Origin of the sequence: Corallococcus sp. CA054B (genome assembly GCF_003611625.1) — a bacterium.
GTDB classification, from domain to species: Bacteria; Myxococcota; Myxococcia; order Myxococcales; family Myxococcaceae; genus Corallococcus; species Corallococcus coralloides.
Map to the genome: position 1 here is coordinate 1 of NZ_RAVY01000167.1, position 21,381 is coordinate 21,381.

A 21,381-nucleotide genomic window follows, 5' to 3' on the forward strand; every position below is an offset into this window, starting at 1 on the left:
CCCCGGAGGAGATGCGAGGGTTCCAGGACCCCGTCCAGCTCCAGCACCGCTCCCGCGCGGAGCCGGCCGGCGAAAGGGCGGGCAGCCCGCTGCGCGACACCTCCAGCGAGGAGGGCGGCGGCAAGCCCTACAACAGCGACAGCCGGAGCGCGCTGGGCGGCGGCACCGCGGCCCCCAATCAGCTGGAGGGGAACACCGGGCTGGGCCGACAGACGGGCGGCAGCGGAGAGCTGGGCACGGGGCTCGCGGAGAGCTATCGGGGCACGGCGCCCTCGGAGGGCACCGGTGGCTCCGGGCCCGACGCGGGCACGGGGGGCTCTGGAGGCATGGACGCGGGCACGGGGGGCTCTGGAGCCATGGACGCGGGCACGGGGGGCTCTGGAGCCATGGACGCGGGCACCCAGCCGGACGCGGGCCGCAAGCTCTAGGCAACTCCGGGACGGCTACTCCTGACGACGCTGCACGTCCTTGAGCTGTCCGTGCAGGCTCCTCACCGCCTTGAGGGTCGGCGTCCTGCTGCCGCCCTCCGCGAAGTCGTCCGAGAGCTTCTCGTAGAGGTTGCACTGCATGCCCATGGCCGTGCAGCTGTGCTTGTTCTCGAGCTTCTCGAAGAGCTCCTTCGTCTGCGCCCATTCCCTCGCCAGTTCGGGAGGGAGGTTGCTCTGCTTGGGGGCAGCACGCGTCGTGGCGGCGCGCTTGCCGGGGCGTGCCGGCGCCACCTTCTTCGCGGCGGGAGCGGCAGCGCCGTCCGCCGGCGCATCCGTGCGGAGCATGTCTTCCAGAGCCAGATCATCGGTGTCCGCGGAATCCGGCTCGGCGGGAGCCTGCGCGGACTCGGCGGACGGTGGCGTGGGCTCAGCCGGCGCGGAGGTGGGCGCCGTGGCCACGTTCTGGGCAGGAGGCGTCTCCTGGCCCGGAGAAGGCGGACGCCCCAGGGGAGGCACGGGCCGCGTGGGAATCTGCTGCACCGGGGTGGGCGGAGGCGGCGTCGACGTCCGCGACTGCTCCAGGCCCACGGCCACGCGCAGCTCGGGGACGAAGTAGAGCCCCGCGCCCACGATGGACAGCGCGACGACCATCAGCAGGATGAACACCAGCGCGGAGCGCAGCCCGCCACCCTTCTTCACCTGCGTGGGCTCGCGCCGCGAGGCACGCGGCGGATCCGAAGGCTCCGGCCGCACCGGCATGGCCTTGCGCCGGGTCGCGTCGTCGCGCGTCGCGCGCGCGGTGGACGACTCGTCCGGATCCGCTGCGGGCGCGGGGGCGCGGGTAACGGCGCGCATGCTCGACGCGGTGCTGGAGCGCGGGGGCGGCGTGCTCGGCGACGAACCGCGCACGGCGCGCCGGGACCCCGTTTTGCCCCGGGCCGGAGCGGTGGGGCCGGTGTCGGCTTCACGCTTGCCGGTGGAAGAGGACGTCTCGCGCAGCAGCGCCTCGTCCAGCATCACGCGGGCCTGGGGCTCCTCGCGGCGCGAGGCCCGGGGCATGGAGATGCGCGGGTGCGTGTCCGCGTTGCCCTCGCGCGCGGCCGAGGCGTCGTCCGGATCCGCGGAGATGTACGGCACGCTGGAGTCCGCCTCCAGGGCGCGGGCATCCACCGAGACCAGGTCCTCCGACGGCCGCGTGTCCTGCATCGTGGGCCGGGGAGCCGGGCCCGAATCGAGCGGTTCGGAGTCCCGAGAGTCCTCTTCGGCTTCGAAGGAGCGCGAGGACTGGATGGAGGGCACCTGGATGGTGGGCGCCGCGTACGACGGCAGCGGCACTGGCGCAGGCGCAGGCCGGTTGCCATTCGACGGCGTCGTCACGCCGGGGCGCGAGGGCGCCAGGGACGGCATCGCGGCCGTGGGGCGCTGGCCTTCCGGGATTCGGGCTTCCACGGCACGCGCGGACTCGGCGGCGCGGGGCGCATCGAAGCCGCGGGACGACTCCGAAGCCCGGGGCGAATCGAAGCCACGCGACGACTCCGGCGCGCGCACCGGCTCGTAGCTCGGCAGGGGCTCCGGGGCGCGAGCCGCGTCGAACGCGGACGGCGGCGCGGGACGGCTGCCGTTCGGCGTCATGACTCCAGGCCGCGCCGACGCCAGGGACGGCATCGCGGCGGTGGGGCGCTGTCCCTCCGGGATGCGCACTTCCGCGGCGCGAAGCTCGGCTCCCGCGGAGCGGCCTCCTTCCGGGATGGGCTCCGGCCACGGATAGGGGCTCTCGGGAAGCTCCTCGTCATCGGCGAACGGGTCGTCCGGCGGAGGCGGCGGCTCCATGAACGGCAGCGACTCACCCGCTGATTCGAACCGCCCCACCCCGCCGTCGAAGGAAGGCATCGGCGGAGGCGCCACCGGCCGCGACGCATCCACCGGCACGAAGGGCACGGGCCCATCCGCGGGCCGCACGGCGGGAATCGACGCCATCGGCGGAGGCGGCACACCCCGCGGGCCCACCGAATCGGAGAAGGGCAGCGAAGCCCCCCGTCCCACCGGCACGTCCGGCACTGGAGGCGCGTCGCGCGACGGCAGCCCTGGATCCGCGGACGGCAGCGACGTGGCGCGAGGCGCGGTGGGCTCGTGCGCCTCGGAGGCCGGCAGCGCGTCCGCCCGGGGCGCGGTGGGCTCTCCCAGCAGCGGGGCGGAGGCTTCCGCCTCCACGGCGCGGTCCGAGGGAAGCCGGATGGCCGGCAGGCCCTCGAGGATGGTGGGCCGGTCCATCGCGTCCTGGCGGACCTCCACCGTGGGCGACGGCTCCGACGACGCGGGGCTGGGCCGCATCTTCGCGCGGGCCGCCTCCTCCAGCGCCTCCACCGGGAACGCGGGACGCGTGGACTCGTCCACCACCACGCCGGGGCGCGTCTCACCGTCGTCTCGCGCGCCGCCGCCGTCCTCACGGCTCCGGGGCGTGGGGTGGAAGGACAGGGGCTCCAGCGGACCATCCAGGCGGATGGTCTTGGGCGGCAGCGAGGGCGCCTGCATCGTCGGGCGCGGCGCGGGGGCCAGCGACTCGTACGTGCCGCTGGCGCGCACGTCGCGAGACACTTCCCGCAGGGACGTCAGCAGGCGGCGCTCGGACTGGTAGTCCGCGGAGAACAGGTCGCGCATGAACTTGCTGACGCTCTCCGGGCCCGCGCTGGTGTCGATCTCCATCAGGCACGCCTGCAGGCGCCCCCGGAAGTCCTCCGCGTTCTGGAAGCGCTGGGCCGGATCCACCGCCAGCGCCTTCGCCACCAGCTGCGACACCGCCGGCGGCGTCAGCGGCTCCACTTCACTGAGCGGCGCCACCTTCGGGTTCGCCACCGCGGACATCAGTTCGCCCGGCGGAAGCACGTCGAAGGGGTTCTTGCCGGAGATGAGCTCGTAGAGACACAGGCCCACCGCGTACAGGTCGCTGCGGCGGTCCACCGGCTGGTGCCGGGCCTGCTCGGGCGACATGTAGAGGAACTTGCCCAGGATGATGCTGGGGTTCGTCTTCGCCGCCGACAGCCGGCTCTTGGCCAGGCCGAAGTCGATGACCTTCACCTCCCCTTCGTAGGAGATGAGGATGTTCTGCGGAGAGATGTCCCGGTGGACGAGCTTCAGCTCCTTCTCTTCCTCGTCCCGCTTGCGGTGCGCGTACGCCAGCGCGTCCAGCACCCGGCCCATCACGTACAGCACGAAGGTGAGCGGCAGCGGCGTCTGCCGGTCCCGCACGCGCGCGGCCACCTTGCGCAGGTCCTTGCCGTCCACGTACTCGAGGGCCATGTAGGCCTCGCCCTCGTGCACGCCCATGTCCAGCACCTGCGCGATGGAGCCGTGCCCCAGCCGCACCAGCGTGCGCGCCTCACCCACGAAGCGGTCGACGAAGTCCTGGTCCTCCGCGAACTGCGGGAGGATCTTCTTGATGACGCACAGCTTCTCGAAGCCCTGCGCGCCCTCCAGGCGGGCGAGGTAGATCTCCCCCATGCCGCCGGTGGCCAGATGCGACAGGAGCGTGTACCGGCCGAAGGGCTGCGGCCGGAAGGGACGCAATCGGGCGGGCTGGGTCGAAGAGTTCATGCGGTGCGGGGGTCCACCACGGGTAGCGCATTGAACCCCGGGCAGGGGGCCCGCTTCAACCCGTCAACCGGCCGCGCCGGCCGCCTCACCGGATACCGGGGTTGGTCAGCATGCCCATGTCCTCTTCAATCACCTCGAAAACCGCGACCTTGTCCCGGGGCGGCCGCACCACCCGCTCGCCCAGGGGCATCACGTCGAAGCGAGCCCCGGTGGCCGCCAGCAGCTTGCCGGTCATCAGCACCTGGCCGGGCGCCGCGGTGGAGGCCAGCCAGCCCGCCACTCCCATGCCCTCTCCCACGGCGCTGTACTCCGTGCGAGCCTCGGTGCCGATCATCCCGACCAGCGCCTTGGTGGAGTGCAGCGCGATTCGCAGGTCGCACCGCTCGTCCTGGGGCCGGCGGGCCATGCCCCTGTCCCAGTCCGCGCGCAGGGCCAGCGCCGCGCGCACCGCGCGGACCGCGTCGTCGCCCTTGGCGTAGGGCACGCCGAAGAGGGCGCGCATGGACTCGCCCATGAAGCCTTCGACGGTGGCCTCGAAGCTGAAGACGATGCCGCTCATGCGCGCGTGGAAGTCGTTGAGCAGCTGCGTGGCCCGCGCCGCGCCCAGCCGGCCAATGACGGCGCCGAAGTCCGCCAGCTCCGCGTGCAGCACGGTGAGGTTCTTCTCCTCCAGGCCCGGCAGCTTGCCGCCCGTGCGCTGGGCCTCGGCGGAGCGGCGCTCGGCCACCTCCGGCGAGTGGAAGCGCTCCAGGTTGCGCCGCATCCGGTCCGTGCTGGAGCCGTCGCGCACGGCGAAGCGCTGCACGCCGCTGGCCACCAGGTGGGCCACCGCGGTGCACGCGTCCAGCATCAGCTCCAGGCTGGTGTCGCCTCCGCCGGGCACGTTGACGTAGAGCACGCCCGCGAAGGGCGGCTCCGTGCCGATGGGGATGCACAGCACCCGGTCCACGCCGTACATGATGACGCTCTCGCGTCCGGCGAAGCGGCGGTCGTCCTTCACGTCACCCACCGCGATCGCGCGGCCCTGGCGGATGGCCTCGTCCACGATGGCGTCCGACACGGGCACTTCGCCCTTGGCCAGCCGTCCCCGGTGGCGCACCGCCGCGGGCACCAGCGGCCCGGTGGCGTGCTTGAGCAGCACCACCGCCGTCGTCGCGTCGGTGCGCTCCAGGAGCCGGTCCATCGCGGACTCCAGGAACGCGGTCAGCGTGCGCGCGGTGGCCAGCGCCTCCGCGGCGTGCACCAGCAGCACCAGCGTCTCATACGACACGCGCGGGCTGGCGATGGCGGAGCCCGCGGGCACGGGCGAGGGACCGGAGAACGCGTCGTCGAACGGCAGCGGCCCCACGTTGTCCAGCAGGCGCAGCACGTCCGCGTCCTTGACGTTCTTGGCCAGCAGCACGGACGGGCCCACGTCCGTGCCATGCCCGAAGCGCACGACGCCGCCCGCGCCCAGGTCCATCATCTCCGTGGCGGCGTTCTCCACCGTGTGCGGCTGGCGCACCGCCAGGGTGTTCTCCCCCAGCACCACGGTGTCGCCCGCGTTCAGGTGCTTGCTGCCCTGGAGCGGCGAACCGTTGACCCGGCTGCCGTTCCGGCTGCCCAGGTCCTCGATGCGCAGCACGTCACCTTCGACGTAGAGCCGCGCGTGCCGGCGCGACACCAGGTCGCCGCCCAGCACGATGTCGTTCTCGTCCGCACGGCCGAGGCTGGTGACGCCCTCCGGCAGGTCGTACGACGTGTCGAAGTAGCCGGGCCCGTTGATGATGATCTGCCACATCGGGCGCAAGACATTACACGACCTCCCAATCTTCCGAGAGTCCGAGACGCTTTCCCGTGGAAGACGGGCATCCGGCCGAGGCCCCGGACGCCCTCCCGCGTCGCGTCATACCCGGGGTTCCGCCGGATGCTGGGGTCGGAGTTCACCTGGGGCGGTGGATGAAGAGGGCGTCACCCACGCGCAGCGTGCGGAATGCGGTCAACGGGCGGGACGCGGGCCCTGGAGGCCCCAGAGGCCCCCACCCGCCTCCACGTCTTCGGAAGGCAGGTGGGGCGCGCGCGTACTCACGGCACGCCGCCGTCGGGGAGCTGGCCGTTCACCACCGACAGCGCATCCAGGTCGAAGCCGCCGGACGTGGCGCCGTAGCTGTTGAGCCCCGTGTCGGTGAGGCGCACGAAGCGGGCACGGGAGAGGCCCACGTCCGCCAGGTCGAAGCCGTCCCCGCCCGCCACGGCCGGGTCGGTGGGGGACACGCCGTTGTCCGGAGCCGAGAGCACCGGGTGCGTGCCGGCGCAGCCCGGGTAGCCGCCGTCCTTGTCGGTGGCGGCGCACGGGAAGTCGAACCAGGTGACGCCATCGTCGCTGACGGACACCTGCGCCGTCTCCGCGAAGATGTCGCCGCCGAACTTCTGGAAGGCGTTCTCGAAGACGATCAGGTCCACGCCCGGGCCGTCCACCGCGAACAGGTCGGTGAACTCCAGGGTGATGGAGCCGCCCCGCCCCAGCGACAGCACGTCGAGCGAGCCCGTGTTCTGTCCCGTCCCCACGGGCGGCCCGAGCACGATGTCCGGGAGGCGGTCCTGACCGAAGCCGGCCGAGTCGCCGAACTGGTACGCCGTCACGCGGTCCGCGAACGGATCCACCGGCCGCGAGCCCGCGTCGACACCTGCATCGGCGTCCGTGTCCGTCCCGGCATCGGGGACACCGGCATCCGCGTGGGTGCCGGCATCCAGAATGTCTTCACCCGGAAGCGGACCGGGCTCCGGGTCACCTGAGCACGCGCCCAGGGCCAGCAGCGCGCCGAGCGCGAGCAGCGGGCGCTTCATCACTGGCCCTGCCGGATGCGCACGAGGCGGCGGCCGTTGACGTCCTTCACGCCCACGAGCAGGTCCGCGCCCAGCGACGACAGCAGGTCCACGGCCGTGCACGCATCCGTGGTGTCGAGCACCGCCTCGCGTGTGCCCACGCTGAGGGGCTGGCCGCCGCCCAGGCCGGGCGTGAGCGAGAAGCGCGACACGTCGGTGACGCCGCTGAAGGTCCCGCGCGCCACCGCCACGCCGTTGCCGAAGCCCGCGACGGCAGTGAAGTTGCTGCCCACGTCCACCTTCGGCTCGTTCACGAGCACCACCGGGGTGCGCGAGGTCATCGCTGCGTCCAGCTTCGTGCTGGACACGGCGTAGGCCGTGTTCACGTACGTGTCCGCCTCCGAGTAGCCGAACACCGCGATGCCGTTCGCCGCGATGGCGCTGAGGCCGCTGGCGCCCACCTGCGCCGGGAAGTCCACCACCTTCACGGCGGAGTAGGGCTTGGAGGAGGTCACCAGCGCGTAGACGCCCAGGTCGCCCGTCACCGTGTCCACGCCGCCGCCGTTGATGAAGAACAGGTCCGTGGCGCCCACGGCGGAGTAGTTGTCCGGCGCGTTGAGATAGGTCGTCGTGTCGCGCCCGGCCGGCTCCACCACCGCGACGGAGCCCGGAGCGGGGAAGCCGCTCTTCGTGTAGCCCGCGAGCAGGCGCGTGCCGTCATGGGCCAGGTAGTAGGACGGGAAAGTGGCGGTCGGGTTGGCGCGATCCGCGGGCGCGAGCACCGTGTCGATCGCCGCGTCCCCCAGCTTCACGTCCGGCCAGGTGCCCAGCGCGAAGACATCGCGGCCCGTGGCCGTCTCACGCAGCGCGAAGAGCGAGTACGTGGGGCCGGGCGTGGACACCACCGCGACCACCTCCGTGGACAGGTCCGCGGACTCCGCGACGCTGAAGCCCGCCTGGAGCTGGAGCGTGCCCAGCACCTGCTCGCGAGGCAGCGGGGCGCAAGCGACCGTGCCGCCGTCCGTGCCCGCATCCGTGCCGGTGCCGCCGTCGGTCTCCGTGCCCGCGTCCGTCTCCGTGCCCGCGTCGGTGTTGGTGCCCGCGTCATCCTCTTCGATGTCGACGACGACCTGGGTGCACTTCTGCTCGACGCAGGCCCAGGACTGGCCCGCCGGGGCCGCGCCCTTGTCGCGGCAGTCGAAGGTGTCCACGCACTCCTCGCCGCAGCCCGTGCCGCCCAGCACCACCGCCAGCAGGGCGCCCATCAGCGCCGCGCGCTGGCCCTTCGTGCCCATCCGCTTCATGTCGGTCCGCATCGCGTCCTCGCTCCTGGCCTTTCCGCAAAGGCGGAAGGCATTTCCCTGGCGGGAGGCTGCGCGGACGGAAGGCACCGGACCGCCAGGCGCGCATCGCACCCGGGTGGTCTGCCTTCGCCGTCAGCTCCCCGCGGAGATTCCGGTCTGTCGCCGGGCCCTCCGTGAGGAGGACGCCGGGTCGTCGCCAGGTCTTCGGACTCGCTGAAACGGTGTTCGTGCGAACGCCGTTCCTGCTTACCGCTGCGGGGCAGTCCCGGACTCGCACCGGGTTCCCTGGAAGCCCTCCCGCCCCATGGCGGGAAGACATCGATGACGGAGCGGGACTATGGCGACCCCGGGGCAAAGTCAATGCGCCGCAAGTTCAGCGCGGCGATCGACAGGGCGAACGCGTGGGAATGAGGACGCTTATCGCGCGTCACGGATGCGGACGAGCCGCGTACCGTTCTTGTCCTGCAGCTTGACGAGCAGGTCCGACCCCATGGGGATCATCGTCGAAACCAGGGTGCACGGGTTCGGGAAGGTGAGGACAGGCTCGGGGGCTCCCACCGTGACGGTCGCGCCCGCATCCGCCACCGTGAAGGCGAAGCGGGAGACCTCCGTGAAGACGAAGTTGAAGTCGGGCGGGACGATGGCGCCCTGGTCAAGGCTCACGCGGCGTGGGCCCGGCGCGGCGGTCGCGCATCAGCACGTAGCGGCGCGTGCTGCCGTCCACGACGACGGTGGACACCACGCGCCAGCCCTCCGCCCCCAGGCGCTGGAGCTCCGCGAGGTCCTCGTCCGGGCCCTCGCGCTTGACGAAGGTGTACTCGTACGCCGGTGGCGAGGGCGGCGGAGGCGATTCCTTCGGTGGCGCGGCCCGAGGGCGGGACGCCTGGGCCCAGACCACCGAGGGCACGAGGAATGGAGCGGCCGCGCCGAGCAGGGCGCCCAGCAACGCGAGGAGTGAGGCGAAACGACGGTTCATGGATGCGCACCCGGGGGAGGAACAGCGGGCATCTAATGCCGCCACCCCCACCCCGGAAGCCTCGTGCGGCCTGGACGCACGGTATGGGCCCGCGAGGACGCCGGGACCGTCCGCTGGAGAACGGCCCCGGCGCTCTCGTGCGACTACGGCAGCTGCACGCCGTTCACCACGGCGACGGCATCCAGGTCGAAGCCGCCGCTGGTGCCCGCGTAGCCGTTGGCGCCCGAATCGCGGATGCGCACGAAGCGGGCACGGGTGAGGCCCACGTCCGCCAGGTCGAAGCCGTCCCCGCCCGCCACGGCCGGGTCGGTGGCCGGGATGCCGTTGGAGGGGTGCGAGTACACGGGCGTGACCCCCGCGCAGCCCGGGTAGTCGTTCGCCACGTCGGAGGACGCGCAGGGGAACTCGTGCCACGTGACGCCGTCATCGCTGACGGCCACCACGCCCGTCTCCGCGAACGGCTTGCCGCTGGGCTTGATGAACGCGTTCTCGAAGACGAGCAGGTCCACGCCCGGCCCATCCGTGACCGCGATGTCCGTGAACTCCAGGACGATGACGCCGTTGCGTCCGAGCGACAGCACGTCCAACGAGCCCGACGACGCGCCATCCCCTTGCGGTGCGCCCAGCACGACGCCCGGCAGCTGGCTCTGACCGAACCCGGCACCGGTGCCTGGAGAGAAGGACACGATGCGATCCGCGAACGGGTCACCCACCAACAGTTGTCCCTGCACGGGGTCCTGCGAATCCTCGCCGCCGCACGCCATGGTGAGCAGCGCGGTGAAGCCCAGCGCGAACGACTTCGGAAGAAGGGTCTTCTTCATGGGCGTGCTCACCGGAGCTGCGGGGCCTGCTGGATGCGGACCAGGCGCGCGCCGTTCTTGTCATCCACGCCGACGAGCAGATCCGAACCGATGGCGGTCATCCCCGTCACGCTCGTGCACTGATCCACGTAGACGAGGACCGGCTGGCGGGCACCGACGGTCACGGTCTCGCCCGCACCCGCCACCGTGAAGGCGAAGCGCGAGACGTCCGTGCCGGCGAAGTTGTAGTCGGGCGGGACGTAGTCGCCGCGGAGCACGGACACACCCTCACCGTGGCCCGAAGCCGCGACGAAGTTGGAGCCCACGTCGAGCGCGGGCGCATCCGCCACGGCGAACGGCGTGCCAGACCTGAGCGCCTCGGTGATGGCCGCCGGGGCCACCGCGCGGCCCTCGTTGAGGAAGGTGTCGTCGGAGAAGTAGCCGATCATCGCGACGCCGTTGGTGGACACGGCGGTGAAGCCGCTGCCGCCCGTCTCAGGCGGGAGCGTGCCCACCTTCAGCGAGGTGAACGGCGAGCTGTCCGTCTTCAGCGCGTAGACGGCCAGACCGGCCGACACGGTGTCGAGCCCGCCGCCATTGATGAGGAACGCGCCCTGCACGACGCCCGCGGAGAAGTTGCTCGGCGCGGAGACGTAGGTGGAGCTGGAGGGCGTGGAGACGTCATACACGCCCACGGAGCCCGGGAAGCCCGCGCCGGACTTCGTGTAGCCGGTGAGGACGCGCTGGCCATCCGTCTCCACGAAGGGGCTGAGGAAGAGCGAGGCGGAGGGCCCGCGATCCGCGGGAGCGGCCACGTCGAACAGCGGCGCCGTGCCCAGCGACACCTGCGGCCACGTGCCCAGCGAATACAGTGCATGCGGGCCGGAGTAGCCGTCCGACACCACCGTGTAGAGCGAGTACGTGGGACCGGGCGTCACGCCCACCGGGCCCGCGGCCGCGGGAAGCGACGCGGCCTCGCCGGCCACGAAGCCCGACTGGAGCTGGAGCGTGCCCAGCTTCGGGTCGTAGGTCGCGGCCTCGCACGGATCCGTGCCCGCGTCGGCCTCCGTGCCCGCATCCGTCTCCGTGCCGGCATCCGTGGTCGTACCCGCGTCGGTCTCCGTGCCGGCATCCGTCGTCGTACCGGCATCGCTGCCCGTACCTGCATCCGTGCTCGTGCCTGCGTCCGTGGTCGTACCGGCGTCGGTGCTTGTGCCGGCGTCGGTGCTCGTACCGGCATCCGGCACGGGGACGGACGTCAGCTCGCACTTGTTCTCGGCGCAGATGTAGCTCTGTCCCGCGGGGGCGGCGCCTTTGTCGCGGCAGTCGAAGTCATCGACGCACTCATCGCCGCAACCCGTGCTGGTCAGCGCCATCGCGAGGGTCGTCAGCACCCACGCGAAGCCCTGGAGTCCCCGCCCCGTCATCATCCGCTCTGTCTTCATCCGCGACTGCTCCCTTGCATCGCCCCCACGGGCGAGGTGAATCCAAGGGGCATGGACGGAGAGCGGACCGCGAACGAAGGACACGTCAGGACACGACACGCCGCGCGAGCGGAAGACCTCCGTCACCTCCCCTCGGAGGCTCCGGTCTGGCCATGCCCGGAGGCATGGGTCGTGGCAGGTCTTCGGACTCACAGGCGCGGGAGGCCCTCATCGGGTCACCCACCTACTGGCCGTCGCTTCCCAGCCCATTCAAGAGCCAGTGCTTGCGAGGACGGCTTTCGTTCCTGATCACCGCTGCGGGGCAGTCCCGGACTCACACCGGGTTCCCTTTAAACGCCACACCGTGCGGGTGCGGCGTACCAACGACGGGCGCTGGAGTATGGCGGACGGCAAGGCTTGTCAATACAAGCAGGGCCAATGCCTCACGGCACCGCGACGATGTCGATGGCATTGGAGATGCCGCGCCGGGGGTCCACCGGACACGCATCCAGCGCCGGGCCCATCGCTTGCGGCGTGGAGTTGCCGCGCCGCTCGACGAGCTGGCCATCGCGCACCTCCACCACGAACACGCGGCCCGCGTTCACGTCCGTGACGTACACGGCATTGCCCACCACCGCGAGCCGTCCGCCCACGGCGAGGTCGCAGCCGTTCTCCGGCCCTCCGGTGCAGCCCGGCGACAGCGCATACGACGCCACGGGCTTGTCATCCTTCACCAGCACCAGCCCCGTGGCCCGCACCGCCTTGGCCTGGTAGCCGCTCGCGGTGTCGAACACCACCTCTCCCAGACAGCTCACCACCAACTGGTCACCCACCGCCTGCACGTCGCCCGCGTTGAGACAGTCCTTCGCGCCCAGGTCGATGGCATGCACCCCGCCATCCGCCGGGTCGATGCGCGCGAGCATCCCAGGCCCGTTGGGCAGATAGTCATTCGCGGGGCTCAGGTTGGTGAGCGCGACGTAGACGCCCGCGTCCACGGACACCGCCGCGTACGGAAGCGCCATCGTCGTCCCGCCGTCGAAGGACTTCAGATTCAGGCCGGTGAGCGGAACGGTGTCCACGAGCCGGGGCTTCTCCGGGTCGCTCACGCTGACGCGAGCCACGGCGTTGCCCTGCTTGAAGTCGGAGCCGGCCGTGCCGAACAGCGGGATGTAGAACGTGTCGCCGCGCTTCGCGATGACCTGCGGGCTGGTGTTCGCGCCCAGGTTCACCTGCCCCACCGTGCGCAGTCCCAGGCCCCCGCCCTGTGCGGCCCCTTCCCGCTTGAGCACCTGGAGCGTGTTGTTCACCGAGTCGAGGACATACACATACGGAGGGTCCACGAGGATGTCGTTGGGCGAAGCCGCCACCGCGCCCAGCGAGTCCTCCTCCGCCACCGTCCCCAGCGCACCCGCGCGAGCCTGCGACAGCACCGAGCGCGCCGCGTCCGCCGCCAGCACCACGCCATCCCAGGCCGCCAGCACCTGCACACCCGAGCCGAACTGCCGCCGGGGCCCCATCCGGTCCGTCCCCGCCTGGATGCCCACCAATTGCCCGTTCGTGTAGCAGGCCGTCACCACGTCATACATGCACCGGCCCGAGTGGCAGGACTGCACGTCCGGGCACACCGCGCCACAAGCGCCACAGTTGAGCGGATCATTCGCGAGCACGACGCAGCTGTCCCCACACCGCTCGGCACCGGCGGAGCAGCCCTCGCGGCAGGTGCCGGATTCGCAGACCTGGCCGGACGGACACGCGGCGCCGCAAGCGCCACAGTTCAGCGGGTCGCTCGCGAGCGCGACGCACGCGTCACCACACGTCTCCGTGCCCGGCTGGCAGCCGCACACGCCCGCCTGACATGTCTCCCCTGCGCCGCACGCGGAGCCACACGCGCCGCAGTTCGACGGGTCGCCCTGGAGGTCCACGCATTCGGCGTCACAGACGCTCAGGCCGGACGTGCACAGGACCTTCTCCTCCGGACAGCCGGTGAGGAGCGCCGCCGCCAGGGCCGACAGCAACAGCGCGAGCCGAGCATCAGGGAGGGGACGCGACATGGGAGTCCTCGGAGGTTGAAGGGTCGAGCGCCACGGAGAGCGTCACGTAGGCGGCGCGGCCGGGCAGCGGCATGCCGGTGTAATCAGCGGTCCGCGAATCGAGCAGGTTCTTCACGTCGAACGACACGGTGAGGTCCGGCCGGTGCAGGAAGGTGCTGGAGGCGCCCACGCTCACCCAGGTGCGCGAAGGCAGGGACAGCCGCGCTTCGCCCACGCGGTTGATCAACTGCGCGGACTGGACGAGCACCTCCGTGCGTCCGTTGAGCCAGTCCGGCCCCACGCGCAGCCGGCCCACCCACTTGTGGCGAGGGCGATACGGCAGCTCCTTGCCGAAGTAGCGAGGGTCGCCGTAGCGGTTCTGCGTGCGCGTCCACGCATAGCTGCTGGTGGCGGTGAGCCATGGACGCGGCCGGGCCTCCAGTTCCACCTCCGCGCCCCACACGCGAGCGGCGGCGAAGTTGTAGGGCTTCGCGAGATTCGGCGGATACAGCTCGTAGGCGATGAGGTTCTCGTACACCGCCGCGAAGCCGCCCGCGGTGACGCTCCAGACTTCACTGTGCCAAAGGGCCGCGGCGTCCACGGACAGGGCGCGCTCGGGCTTGAGCTCCGGGTTGGGCAGCAGCAGGCCCTGACGGATGTAGAGCTCCAGGAACGACGGCGCGCGGTGGGACTGGCCCGCGTTGGCGCGCACGCCGAAGCCGTGGCCCAGGTCCACGCTCGCGCCCAGCTTGGGCGACAGGAGCGAGTAGTGCCCCACGCGCTCCACGCGCACGGAAGGCACCAGCATCAAGCGCTCGGAGAACAGGGACAGCTCGTCCATGGCCATGACGCTCGCGCGCCACCACGACGCGGCCGTTCCGCCCCCGGCCTGCGTGACGGACTCCGAGGATCCGGCCAGCGTGACAGCGAGCGCGTTGCGACCCAGCACCGCGCGGCCTTCCAGCTCCACACCCCCCACGGTGTAGCGCTGCGCGCCGGAGTCCACGCCGGTGGAGCCGCCGGTGACGTCCAGCCAGTCGCGACGGAAGTAGCCGCGAGCACTGCCCTCGCCCGTGTCGCCAAAGGGCCGTGCCCAGCGAGCGCCCAGCGACAGACGCGTCTGGTCCTGGCGCAGGGACACGGTGGGGTTCTGCACGGTGCCCGCGAGCGCACGGTCCTCCAGCGACACCTCCGCGAGCACATCCACGCGACCGCCGCCGTCCAGGCCACGCCGGTACTTCAGGAGCGCGCCGCCGCCGCGAGCGTCATTGCGCGTGCGCACCTCCTGCGTGAGCGGGTTGTCGTCCAGCGCGGGCAGTTCGTCCACGCGGTAGCTGAAGTCGCCCTGGGAACGGCCACCATGCAGCAGCACCAGCGTCTGACCACCGAGCAGCGCGCCCGACGCGGCGACATGGGCCATCACGGTGTCGAAGCTGCCGTAGGTGACCTCGCCGCTGGAGAGCAGTCGTGACGAAGGCGCGCGGGTGACGAGGTTCACCGCGCCGCCCAGCCCGCCCGCGCCGTAGCGCGCACCGGCCGCGCCACGGAGGATCTCCATCCGCTCCAGCAGCGCGACGGGGATGAGCGACAGGTCCGCGACGCCGCCCGCGCCGTTGAGCGGGATGCCATCCAGGAACACGAGCACGCCATTGGACGACGCGCCGCGAACCACCAGGCTCTTGCTCTGCCCGTAGCCGCCGGAGTCCTGCACGACGAGGCTCGCGGATCCACCGAGCAGCTCCGCGGTGTCGCGCGCTTCACCCGCGCGCTCGCGGGCATCGATGACGGTGATGGCGCCGGTGGGGTCGCGGCGTCGAGCGGAGTCGACGGGTGCTTCGGGGACCTCCCTGCCGATGACCTCCACGGTGGGGAGGACGAACTCAGGAAGCGGCGGCTCGCTGGCCTCGGGCGCAGGCGTCTCCTGCCCGGCCCGGGCCAGTCCCTGGAAGCTGATCACCAGACCGACGACGGTCCGGGCGAGAAGCGAGCGCCGCATGCTCCGCCTTCCGCTCCCTCCGTCGAAGAGAGAAGGCCTCACGGCAGCACCGCTGCCGCACCCCTGGGCAGGTCTCCTGGCTGACAGGCTCCAGACGTGGGCGCACGCTGCGCCCTTCTGGAAGGAACCCTCCACCTTCCCTTCGCGGAACGCGAAAGTGGTGACAGCCGAGGCTTCCGGCCCTGGACCTCAGGGCAACCCGTTCACAGTGGCGGGACCGCGCCGGACTCGCACCGGCTTCCCTCTTGAAGGCCCGGCATGGGCACCCAAGGGCCCGGCACTTCTAGGAGGTCACCCCCAGCCCGTCAAGGCGCGGGCGCCGACACGCCGTAGCGCAGTCCGTCGATGAGCAGGTCGACCATCCTCCGGGTGAAACCGGGGCTGACCTCCGCGACGGGGACGCAGAGGTTCGCCACGCCGCGCAGGAGCTCGTACGCGTCGACGTCCTTGCGCACCTGCCCCGCCGACGCGGCAGCCGTGAGCAGCGACTGGAGCACCGGTTCAAGGTGCTCACGGAAGTACGCGGGCAGCGCCTGGTACGCCGGATCCTGGGCATTGAGCGACGCGGCAAGGCCTCGCTTGGTGGCGATGAGGCTGGTGAACCGGTGAAGCCACCGCGTCAGCGCCTCGAACGCATCATGCTCGCGCGCCAGCGCCGGGGCTTCGGCCGCGCACGCGTCGATTTCGCGCCGGTATACGGCGGCGATCAGCTCGGCCCGCTGTGGAAAGTGCCGATACACCGTCGCGATACCGACGCCAGCACGGCTCGCGATCTCGCGCACGGGCGCGTCGACTCCGGATTCAGCGAACACAGCCTTCGCCGCCTCAAGCAGCGAGTCGAGGTTGCGCTGGGCATCCACTCTCTGGGTTTTCTTCATCGCCTTGACAAACGGAACATCGTTCCGCATATGTGTGGTCGTACCGGAACAACGTTCCGTATAGCCCAACCGCAGGAGGAGAGGAAGCCATGACCCCGACCCACCGCACGACGCAACTCGGCACGACAGGACCGCGGGTGTTTCCCATCGCGCTCGGCTGCATGAGCATGTCCGGAGCGTACGGGCCGTCCGACGAGACGGAGAGCATCGCGACCCTCCGCGAGGCGATCGAGCGAGGGGTGACGCTGCTGGACACGGCCGACTTCTACGCCAGCGGTCACAACGAGCTGCTCATCCGCCGCGCCATCGAAGGTCAGCGCGACAAGGTGCGGCTCTCGGTGAAGTTCGGGGCGATGCGTGGGCCAGACGGGGCTCCCGGGGGCTTCGATGCCCGCCCCGCGGCGGTGAAGAACTTCATCACGTACAGCCTGCAGCGGCTTGGTGTGGACCACATCGACGTCTATCGCCCCGCCCGGCTGGACCCGACCGTCCCGATTGAAGACACGGTGGGCGCCATCGCCGACCTGGTGAAGGGCGGCTACGTGCGAAGCATCGGTCTCTCCGAAGTGGGCGCCGAGACGATCCGCCGAGCGGCGAAGGTGCACCCGTTGAGCGACCTTCAGATTGAGTACTCGCTCATCACCCGCGAGCCGGAGAAGACCCTCTTCCCCACCCTCACCGAGCTGGGCATGAGCGCGACGCTGTACGGTGTGCTCTCCCGAGGACTGTTGACGGGCGCGAAGGTGGAGGGTGCCCGCGTGCACTACCCGCGCTTCGCGGGCGAGGCCGGCCAACGCAACGCAGCGGCCGTCGCGCGCTTCCACGCGTACGCCGCGGAGCGCGGGATGACGCCGGCTCAGCTCTCCGTGGCGTGGGTGCTCGCGAAGCAACCGGCATTCGTGCCCGTGGTCGGCGCACGCACGCGCAAGCAACTGCTCGACGTGCTCGGAGCACTGGAAAAGCCCCTGTCGTCCGACGACGTGGCCGCCGTCGAAGCAATCCTTCCGAAGGAGGCGATCTCCGGCACGCGCTACCCCGAGCAGCAGATGAAGATGCTCGACAGCGAGCGCTGAGACTCCCTCCGTTCAATGCCTGGCGGCGGAGCGATGTCCCAATCCCACGGACGCGGGTGTCCAAGGGGACATGAACGAAGACGCCTGGAAATGGAGCGCGGTGGGGATGTTCCTCGTGGGACTGGGCATGCTCGCTCCCACGCCAGCGCGCGCCTGCATCGCGCCCGACTGCGAGCAGGGAGTGCGCTTCCCGCTCCCCGGGGACGGTGGCGTGGTGCCCGCGAACGTCCCCGGGCTGGTGGCGATACCGCCGCTTCTGGAGAGCATGGATCCCTCCACCCTCCGGCTGCTGCTGCCGGACGGAACGCCGGTCTCCGCGACCGTCACGGCGGGCGCGCACGGGACACAGGTCCTGGTCCCGGACGCGCCGCTGGAGCCGGGCACCTCGTACCGCATCGAGGCCAAGGGGGCCTGTGAGCGCCAGGGGCCCCAGACCCGGTCCGTGACCTTCACCGCCGGTCCAGCCCTTCCCCTGCCCACGACCCTCGGCACCCTGACGGCCGACACGCCGATCCAGGGTTCCTTCAAGGTGTACGGGGACTGGATCTGCAGCGAAGGGAGGGAGCAGGGGGAATCGACCACGCTGCGCTTCACACCGTCACCGGAGCTGGTGCCGTTCCTTCCGTGGGTGCATTGGACGGTGGAGGTGGACGGCAAGCCCTGGAGGTACGCGACGCACGGCGTGCTGTCCTCCACGGGTGAGGACAACGTCGCGTGGCATCGCTCCGACAACGTCTGGAAACTGCTCTTCCTCTACACGGTCTGCGTCTCCAGGAGCTGCTCGGGGCAGCCACCGGACGACAGCCTCCTGCCGGGCCGGCACCGGGCCACGCTCACGGCGACGCTGGAGCACGCGAACCTCACGCTTCCTCCCGTGAGCGTGGACTTCGAGCTGAGCTGCCCGACCAGGGGCGCGCTCGCGGATGGCCACCCGCGGGCCCAATGCGCGGATGGAGGCCCCTTGGCTGGCGGAGGGTCCGTGGACGAGGATCCGCCCCCCGTCCCCGTGCCAGGCGACTCCAAGAAGGGCTGCACCCAGGCTGGCGGAGGACTGACGGTGCTGGGCCTGCTCGCCACGCTCCGGCTCTGGAACGGCCGGAGCTCACGCCGCGCGAAGCACTGACCTCCCGCGCCCAGGGAGCCCCCAGCCCGTCAACGCGCGGCCCGTGTGGTCCGGCTCCGTCGCTTCCGCCCCTGGGGCTTGCGCTTCAGGCCCCCCATCGTCGCGGCCCGCCTTCCCGAAGCGACGTCCACGTTGGCTCCTGCACTGATTTCGAGCCTCGCACGTGCGGATTCGATCGCACGGTGGAGACGTTCCTGGAGGACCTCACGCGGAGGCAACTCCGTCAGGTACTCAGCGACATGGATTCCGCGTGCGTCGAGATCGAGGTATTCGACCGTCTCGCGCTTCTTGCCCGCGCGCAGGATGATGCCGAGCGGGGCCTGCTCGGCAGACTGGCGCTCGTGCCGATCAAGCCACCGCAAGTAGAGCTCCATCTGACCGGAGTCCGAGGGCTTGAAGTCGCCGATCTTGAGTTCGATGGCGACGAGCCTTCGCATGCGCCGATGGAAGAAGAGCAGGTCGAGGTAGTAGTCGTCGCCGTCGAGCGTGATGCGCTTCTGTCGTTCGACAAAGGCGAAGCCCACGCCGAGTTCGAGGAGAAAGCGCTCAATCTCACGGAGGATGGCCGACTCGAGATCCTTCTCGCTATACGTGTCGGAGAGCTCGAGGAAATCGAGCATGTATGGGTCCTGGAACACGAGCGACGGCGTGAGTTCTCCGGTCCCGCGCAGCGCCGTGAGCTCACCCCGAATGAGTTCCTCCGGCTTCTTGGAGAGAGCCGTGCGCTCGAAAAGCATGCTGTCGATCTTCTGGCGCAGCTCGCGTGTACTCCACCGCTCGACGCGGCACATCTCGGCGTAGAACTCGCGCTTCAACGGGTCATTGAGCGGAATCAACAGGGTGAAGTGGGTCCACCCCAATTGTCGCAGCAGTGCTGCGACAATCTCCGCGTCGGGGAACACGGTCGCGAACTGAACCATCCGGCGCAGGTTCTCTCGCCGAAGCCACGCCCGTAGCGTGCCTCCAATTGTCTCCCCACCGCGGAGACAATCTGGCCACCGTATTCCGCGCGCTGTCCACCCGTCACCTCGGTGAGGACGCGATGCCCCAGTTGCCAGTACAGCGTCGTGAGCGCGGCGTTCGCAGTGGCCGCGACCTGCTGGCGAGCCACCTCGATCATGGAGCTGAGGTCGTGGACGAGCATCGAAACCTCCTGGTCGCAGGGCGCGCCAGCGGCACTGTGCCTCTTCTTGCGCGACATCATCATGACTGTTCCTGGAAAGGTGTAGCGGTCAGAGGCAAACGGCCCGCTGCTCCAACGCCATGCAGCAGTGGTGCCGCTGCGCCTGTTCCGACCGGTCCCATTGACTGATGCGAGCCCCGAGGCTCGGTGCGTTCCCAGCAGCGCGCCTCTCTCACCGCGCAAGACGCCCACTGGAGCATCCGCGCCCATCCCCGCGCGTGGACGCCGCGCGCACCGCGGCACGGTGCACTGACTCCCCTTCAGAGGAGCACGCCGCTGGCACGCGGGCTGCTCAAGCCCGGACGCGACCTCAGGCGGTCGAGCCAGCGAGGTGCCCGGGCCGTGGTGGCGCGGGATTCTGAAGGGGGAAGCGTGTCGATGCTGATGGCGGGGAAGCGGTTGGCGGTGTTCTCCATCCGCGAGGGCAAGGGCGGAAGCATCTGGGTGCGCGCGGGCAGCGCGTTCGTCAACAAGGACGGTTCGCTCAACGTGCTGTTGGACGTGCTGCCCCTGGACGGGAAGCTGCACGTGCGCGAAGCGGCGGAGAAGCGCGACACGGCGGCCGGCAGCCGCTTCGGGGGCGGCGAGTCTTCGCTGGAGGCGGGCGTGGGGGGCCACTCGTGAAGTGGGCCTGGGCCTGGGTGTTGGGCTGCGTGCTGATGGGGCCGGGGCGTGCGGACGCCGCCAGCCCGCGCATGCAATACGTGGGGGTGGTCAACCTGAACGAAGCCACGGCGGCGGAGCTGGACCTGCTGCCGGGCGTGGGTGAGAAGGCGGCGCAGCGCATCCTCGAGCACCGCAAGAAGCGGCCCTTCGGTCGCGTCGAGGAGCTGGTCCGGGTCAAGGGCTTCGGCAAGAAGAAGTTCCTCAAGCTGAGGGCCCACCTGGCCCTCAGCGGCCCCACGACCCTCAAGAAGGAGCAGGTCCCCGCCTCCCTGCCGCCGGGAAGGGAGGCAAGCGCCACGAACCCATGACAAATACAACCCTCGGTTGAGTCAGGCTCAGGAAGGCCGCCATTCCCGGGTTTCGGCATGCCCCGGGGATGGCGGCTTTCCGCCGCCTCCCAAGGCCTCCAGCCGGGCGGCCCCGTCCTGCCGCGAGCACCCCTTCCGGATTTTGCTGGAACGCCCAGGCCGACGCGCTAGGACACGCCCACCTTTGGAACACAACCGAAAGACAGGGAGGCCGGAGGTGAGGGAGGATGCGCCCATGAAGGACACACAAGCCCCGGAGTCGATACCAGGCCCGGACGGCAGCAGGTCCCGGGGTTCGCAGCAGCATCAGCAGCAGTTGGGTGAGGTGCTGGAGTTCATGCGCCTCCTGTGGGCCGTGGACCATGGCCTGCAGTCCACGTCCAAGCGGATGGAGTCCACGCTGGGACTCACCGGCCCGCAGCGGCTGGTCATCCGGCTCGTGGGCCGCTTCCCGGGCATCACCGCCGGCACGCTCGCCAACATCCTCCACGTGCACCCCAGCACGCTCACCGGCGTGCTCAAGCGCCTGGAGAAGCGGGGCCTGCTGGAGCGCAAGTCGGATCCGCTCGACGGCCGCAAGGCGCTCTTCGCGCTGACCGACTCCGGCCGCGCGCTGGACATCCCGTCCGAGGGCACCGTCGAGTCCGCCGTGCAGCGCGTGCTCGCCCGCCTGGCCCGCGACCGCATCGTCTTCACCCAGGAAGTGCTCAAGGCGCTCGCCGAGGAACTGGGCGGCCTCTCCGCGCCCCTGGAGGACGCTCCGGCGTCCTCCCGCCCCATCCCTCCCGCCGAAGGC

Annotated in this window: 17 protein-coding genes, 2 pseudogenes and 3 riboswitches; of the genes and pseudogenes, 6 read left to right on the top strand and 13 right to left on the bottom strand. The window is 70.9% G+C overall.

The window, feature by feature from the left end; translation table 11 throughout:
- Positions 1 to 428, top strand: a pseudogene (locus D7V80_RS30825) (hypothetical protein); the annotation flags it as partial.
- A gap of 15 nt (positions 429 to 443) precedes the next feature.
- Here D7V80_RS30825 and D7V80_RS30830 read toward each other — a convergent pair.
- From D7V80_RS30830 to D7V80_RS30885, 11 genes are all read right to left on the bottom strand, one after another.
- Positions 444 to 4,019, bottom strand: a complete 3,576-nt coding sequence (locus tag D7V80_RS30830) for a serine/threonine protein kinase (RefSeq protein WP_199738895.1) — start codon at positions 4,017 to 4,019, stop codon at positions 444 to 446.
- A gap of 85 nt (positions 4,020 to 4,104) precedes the next feature.
- The gene (locus tag D7V80_RS30835; RefSeq protein ID WP_120591539.1) at positions 4,105 to 5,799 is read right to left on the bottom strand and encodes an FHA domain-containing protein; all 1,695 of its coding nucleotides are present in this window, start codon (positions 5,797 to 5,799) and stop codon (positions 4,105 to 4,107) included.
- A gap of 284 nt (positions 5,800 to 6,083) precedes the next feature.
- Positions 6,084 to 6,845 carry a cell surface protein gene (locus D7V80_RS30845; protein ID WP_120591540.1) on the bottom strand — a complete coding sequence of 254 codons (762 nt, stop codon included), beginning with the start codon at positions 6,843 to 6,845 and terminating at the stop codon, positions 6,084 to 6,086.
- Complete coding sequence (locus D7V80_RS30850; RefSeq protein WP_120591541.1) at positions 6,845 to 8,140, bottom strand: hypothetical protein; 1,296 nt, start codon at positions 8,138 to 8,140, stop codon at positions 6,845 to 6,847. Before D7V80_RS30850 ends, D7V80_RS30845 begins: the two co-directional genes overlap by 1 nt.
- 165 nt (positions 8,141 to 8,305) lie before the next feature.
- Positions 8,306 to 8,463, bottom strand: a riboswitch (cobalamin riboswitch).
- Positions 8,464 to 8,545: 82 nt separating this feature from the next.
- Positions 8,546 to 8,791 carry a hypothetical protein gene (locus D7V80_RS30855; RefSeq protein ID WP_199738896.1) on the bottom strand — a complete coding sequence of 82 codons (246 nt, stop codon included), beginning with the start codon at positions 8,789 to 8,791 and terminating at the stop codon, positions 8,546 to 8,548.
- On the bottom strand, positions 8,781 to 9,104 hold the full coding sequence (locus tag D7V80_RS30860; protein WP_120591542.1) for a hypothetical protein: 324 nt from the start codon (positions 9,102 to 9,104) through the stop codon (positions 8,781 to 8,783). Before D7V80_RS30860 ends, D7V80_RS30855 begins: the two co-directional genes overlap by 11 nt.
- 143 nt (positions 9,105 to 9,247) lie before the next feature.
- Positions 9,248 to 9,925 (bottom strand): cell surface protein, encoded by a 678-nt coding sequence (locus D7V80_RS30865; RefSeq protein WP_120591543.1) that lies wholly within the window; start codon positions 9,923 to 9,925, stop codon positions 9,248 to 9,250.
- An 8-nt stretch (positions 9,926 to 9,933) separates the two neighbouring features.
- Positions 9,934 to 11,349, bottom strand: a complete 1,416-nt coding sequence (locus D7V80_RS30870; protein ID WP_120591544.1) for a hypothetical protein — start codon at positions 11,347 to 11,349, stop codon at positions 9,934 to 9,936.
- Between the two features lie 155 nt (positions 11,350 to 11,504).
- A riboswitch (cobalamin riboswitch) is annotated at positions 11,505 to 11,728 on the bottom strand.
- 43 nt (positions 11,729 to 11,771) lie between these two features.
- Positions 11,772 to 13,379 (bottom strand): MXAN_6577-like cysteine-rich protein, encoded by a 1,608-nt coding sequence (locus tag D7V80_RS30875; RefSeq protein WP_120591545.1) that lies wholly within the window; start codon positions 13,377 to 13,379, stop codon positions 11,772 to 11,774.
- On the bottom strand, positions 13,360 to 15,354 hold the full coding sequence (locus D7V80_RS30880) for a TonB-dependent siderophore receptor (protein ID WP_120591546.1): 1,995 nt from the start codon (positions 15,352 to 15,354) through the stop codon (positions 13,360 to 13,362). Before D7V80_RS30880 ends, D7V80_RS30875 begins: the two co-directional genes overlap by 20 nt.
- Before the next feature lie 48 nt (positions 15,355 to 15,402).
- A riboswitch (cobalamin riboswitch) is annotated at positions 15,403 to 15,639 on the bottom strand.
- 20 nt (positions 15,640 to 15,659) lie between these two features.
- Positions 15,660 to 16,262, bottom strand: coding sequence for a TetR/AcrR family transcriptional regulator (locus D7V80_RS30885; RefSeq protein WP_120591547.1), 603 nt, complete (start codon positions 16,260 to 16,262; stop codon positions 15,660 to 15,662).
- 59 nt (positions 16,263 to 16,321) lie between these two features.
- Between D7V80_RS30885 and D7V80_RS30890 the strand changes: the two genes are divergently transcribed.
- Positions 16,322 to 17,305, top strand: coding sequence for an aldo/keto reductase (locus D7V80_RS30890; RefSeq protein ID WP_120591548.1), 984 nt, complete (start codon positions 16,322 to 16,324; stop codon positions 17,303 to 17,305).
- Between the two features lie 70 nt (positions 17,306 to 17,375).
- Positions 17,376 to 18,428 carry a hypothetical protein gene (locus D7V80_RS30895; protein ID WP_120591549.1) on the top strand — a complete coding sequence of 351 codons (1,053 nt, stop codon included), beginning with the start codon at positions 17,376 to 17,378 and terminating at the stop codon, positions 18,426 to 18,428.
- Positions 18,429 to 18,457: 29 nt separating this feature from the next.
- Here the strand turns inward: D7V80_RS30895 and D7V80_RS30900 are convergent, their stop codons facing one another.
- Positions 18,458 to 19,219, bottom strand: coding sequence for a PDDEXK nuclease domain-containing protein (locus D7V80_RS30900; RefSeq protein WP_370452566.1), 762 nt, complete (start codon positions 19,217 to 19,219; stop codon positions 18,458 to 18,460).
- Positions 19,211 to 19,821 (bottom strand): annotated as a pseudogene (locus D7V80_RS44005) (DUF1016 N-terminal domain-containing protein); the annotation flags it as partial. The gene D7V80_RS30900 and the pseudogene D7V80_RS44005, both read right to left, overlap by 9 nt.
- Positions 19,822 to 19,989: 168 nt before the next feature.
- On the opposite strand from D7V80_RS44005, the gene D7V80_RS30905 reads away from it, so the two are divergent.
- The 3 genes from D7V80_RS30905 to D7V80_RS30915 all read left to right on the top strand — a co-directional run.
- Positions 19,990 to 20,235, top strand: a complete 246-nt coding sequence (locus D7V80_RS30905; RefSeq protein WP_120591550.1) for a hypothetical protein — start codon at positions 19,990 to 19,992, stop codon at positions 20,233 to 20,235.
- Between the two features lie 35 nt (positions 20,236 to 20,270).
- The gene (locus D7V80_RS30910; RefSeq protein WP_370452567.1) at positions 20,271 to 20,585 is read left to right on the top strand and encodes a ComEA family DNA-binding protein; all 315 of its coding nucleotides are present in this window, start codon (positions 20,271 to 20,273) and stop codon (positions 20,583 to 20,585) included.
- Between the two features lie 235 nt (positions 20,586 to 20,820).
- Positions 20,821 to 21,381: MarR family winged helix-turn-helix transcriptional regulator (locus D7V80_RS30915; protein ID WP_233585847.1), on the top strand; the 561-nt coding region annotated here is incomplete at its 3' end.

What these genes read in the sequence shown, in the direction of transcription:
- D7V80_RS30830 (WP_199738895.1), bottom strand. Translation starts at nt 4,019, where the DNA reads ATGAACTCTTCGACCCAGCCCGCCCGATTGCGTCCCTTCCGGCCGCAG.
- D7V80_RS30835 (WP_120591539.1), bottom strand. Translation starts at nt 5,799, where the DNA reads ATGTGGCAGATCATCATCAACGGGCCCGGCTACTTCGACACGTCGTAC.
- D7V80_RS30845 (WP_120591540.1), bottom strand. Translation starts at nt 6,845, where the DNA reads ATGAAGCGCCCGCTGCTCGCGCTCGGCGCGCTGCTGGCCCTGGGCGCG.
- D7V80_RS30850 (WP_120591541.1), bottom strand. Translation starts at nt 8,140, where the DNA reads ATGCGGACCGACATGAAGCGGATGGGCACGAAGGGCCAGCGCGCGGCG.
- D7V80_RS30860 (WP_120591542.1), bottom strand. Translation starts at nt 9,104, where the DNA reads ATGAACCGTCGTTTCGCCTCACTCCTCGCGTTGCTGGGCGCCCTGCTC.
- D7V80_RS30865 (WP_120591543.1), bottom strand. Translation starts at nt 9,925, where the DNA reads ATGAAGAAGACCCTTCTTCCGAAGTCGTTCGCGCTGGGCTTCACCGCG.
- D7V80_RS30870 (WP_120591544.1), bottom strand. Translation starts at nt 11,349, where the DNA reads ATGAAGACAGAGCGGATGATGACGGGGCGGGGACTCCAGGGCTTCGCG.
- D7V80_RS30875 (WP_120591545.1), bottom strand. Translation starts at nt 13,379, where the DNA reads ATGTCGCGTCCCCTCCCTGATGCTCGGCTCGCGCTGTTGCTGTCGGCC.
- D7V80_RS30880 (WP_120591546.1), bottom strand. Translation starts at nt 15,354, where the DNA reads ATGCGGCGCTCGCTTCTCGCCCGGACCGTCGTCGGTCTGGTGATCAGC.
- D7V80_RS30885 (WP_120591547.1), bottom strand. Translation starts at nt 16,262, where the DNA reads ATGCGGAACGATGTTCCGTTTGTCAAGGCGATGAAGAAAACCCAGAGA.
- D7V80_RS30890 (WP_120591548.1), top strand. Translation starts at nt 16,322, where the DNA reads ATGACCCCGACCCACCGCACGACGCAACTCGGCACGACAGGACCGCGG.
- D7V80_RS30895 (WP_120591549.1), top strand. Translation starts at nt 17,376, where the DNA reads ATGAACGAAGACGCCTGGAAATGGAGCGCGGTGGGGATGTTCCTCGTG.
- D7V80_RS30900 (WP_370452566.1), bottom strand. Translation starts at nt 19,219, where the DNA reads ATGTGCCGCGTCGAGCGGTGGAGTACACGCGAGCTGCGCCAGAAGATC.
- D7V80_RS30905 (WP_120591550.1), top strand. Translation starts at nt 19,990, where the DNA reads ATGCTGATGGCGGGGAAGCGGTTGGCGGTGTTCTCCATCCGCGAGGGC.
- D7V80_RS30910 (WP_370452567.1), top strand. Translation starts at nt 20,271, where the DNA reads ATGGGGCCGGGGCGTGCGGACGCCGCCAGCCCGCGCATGCAATACGTG.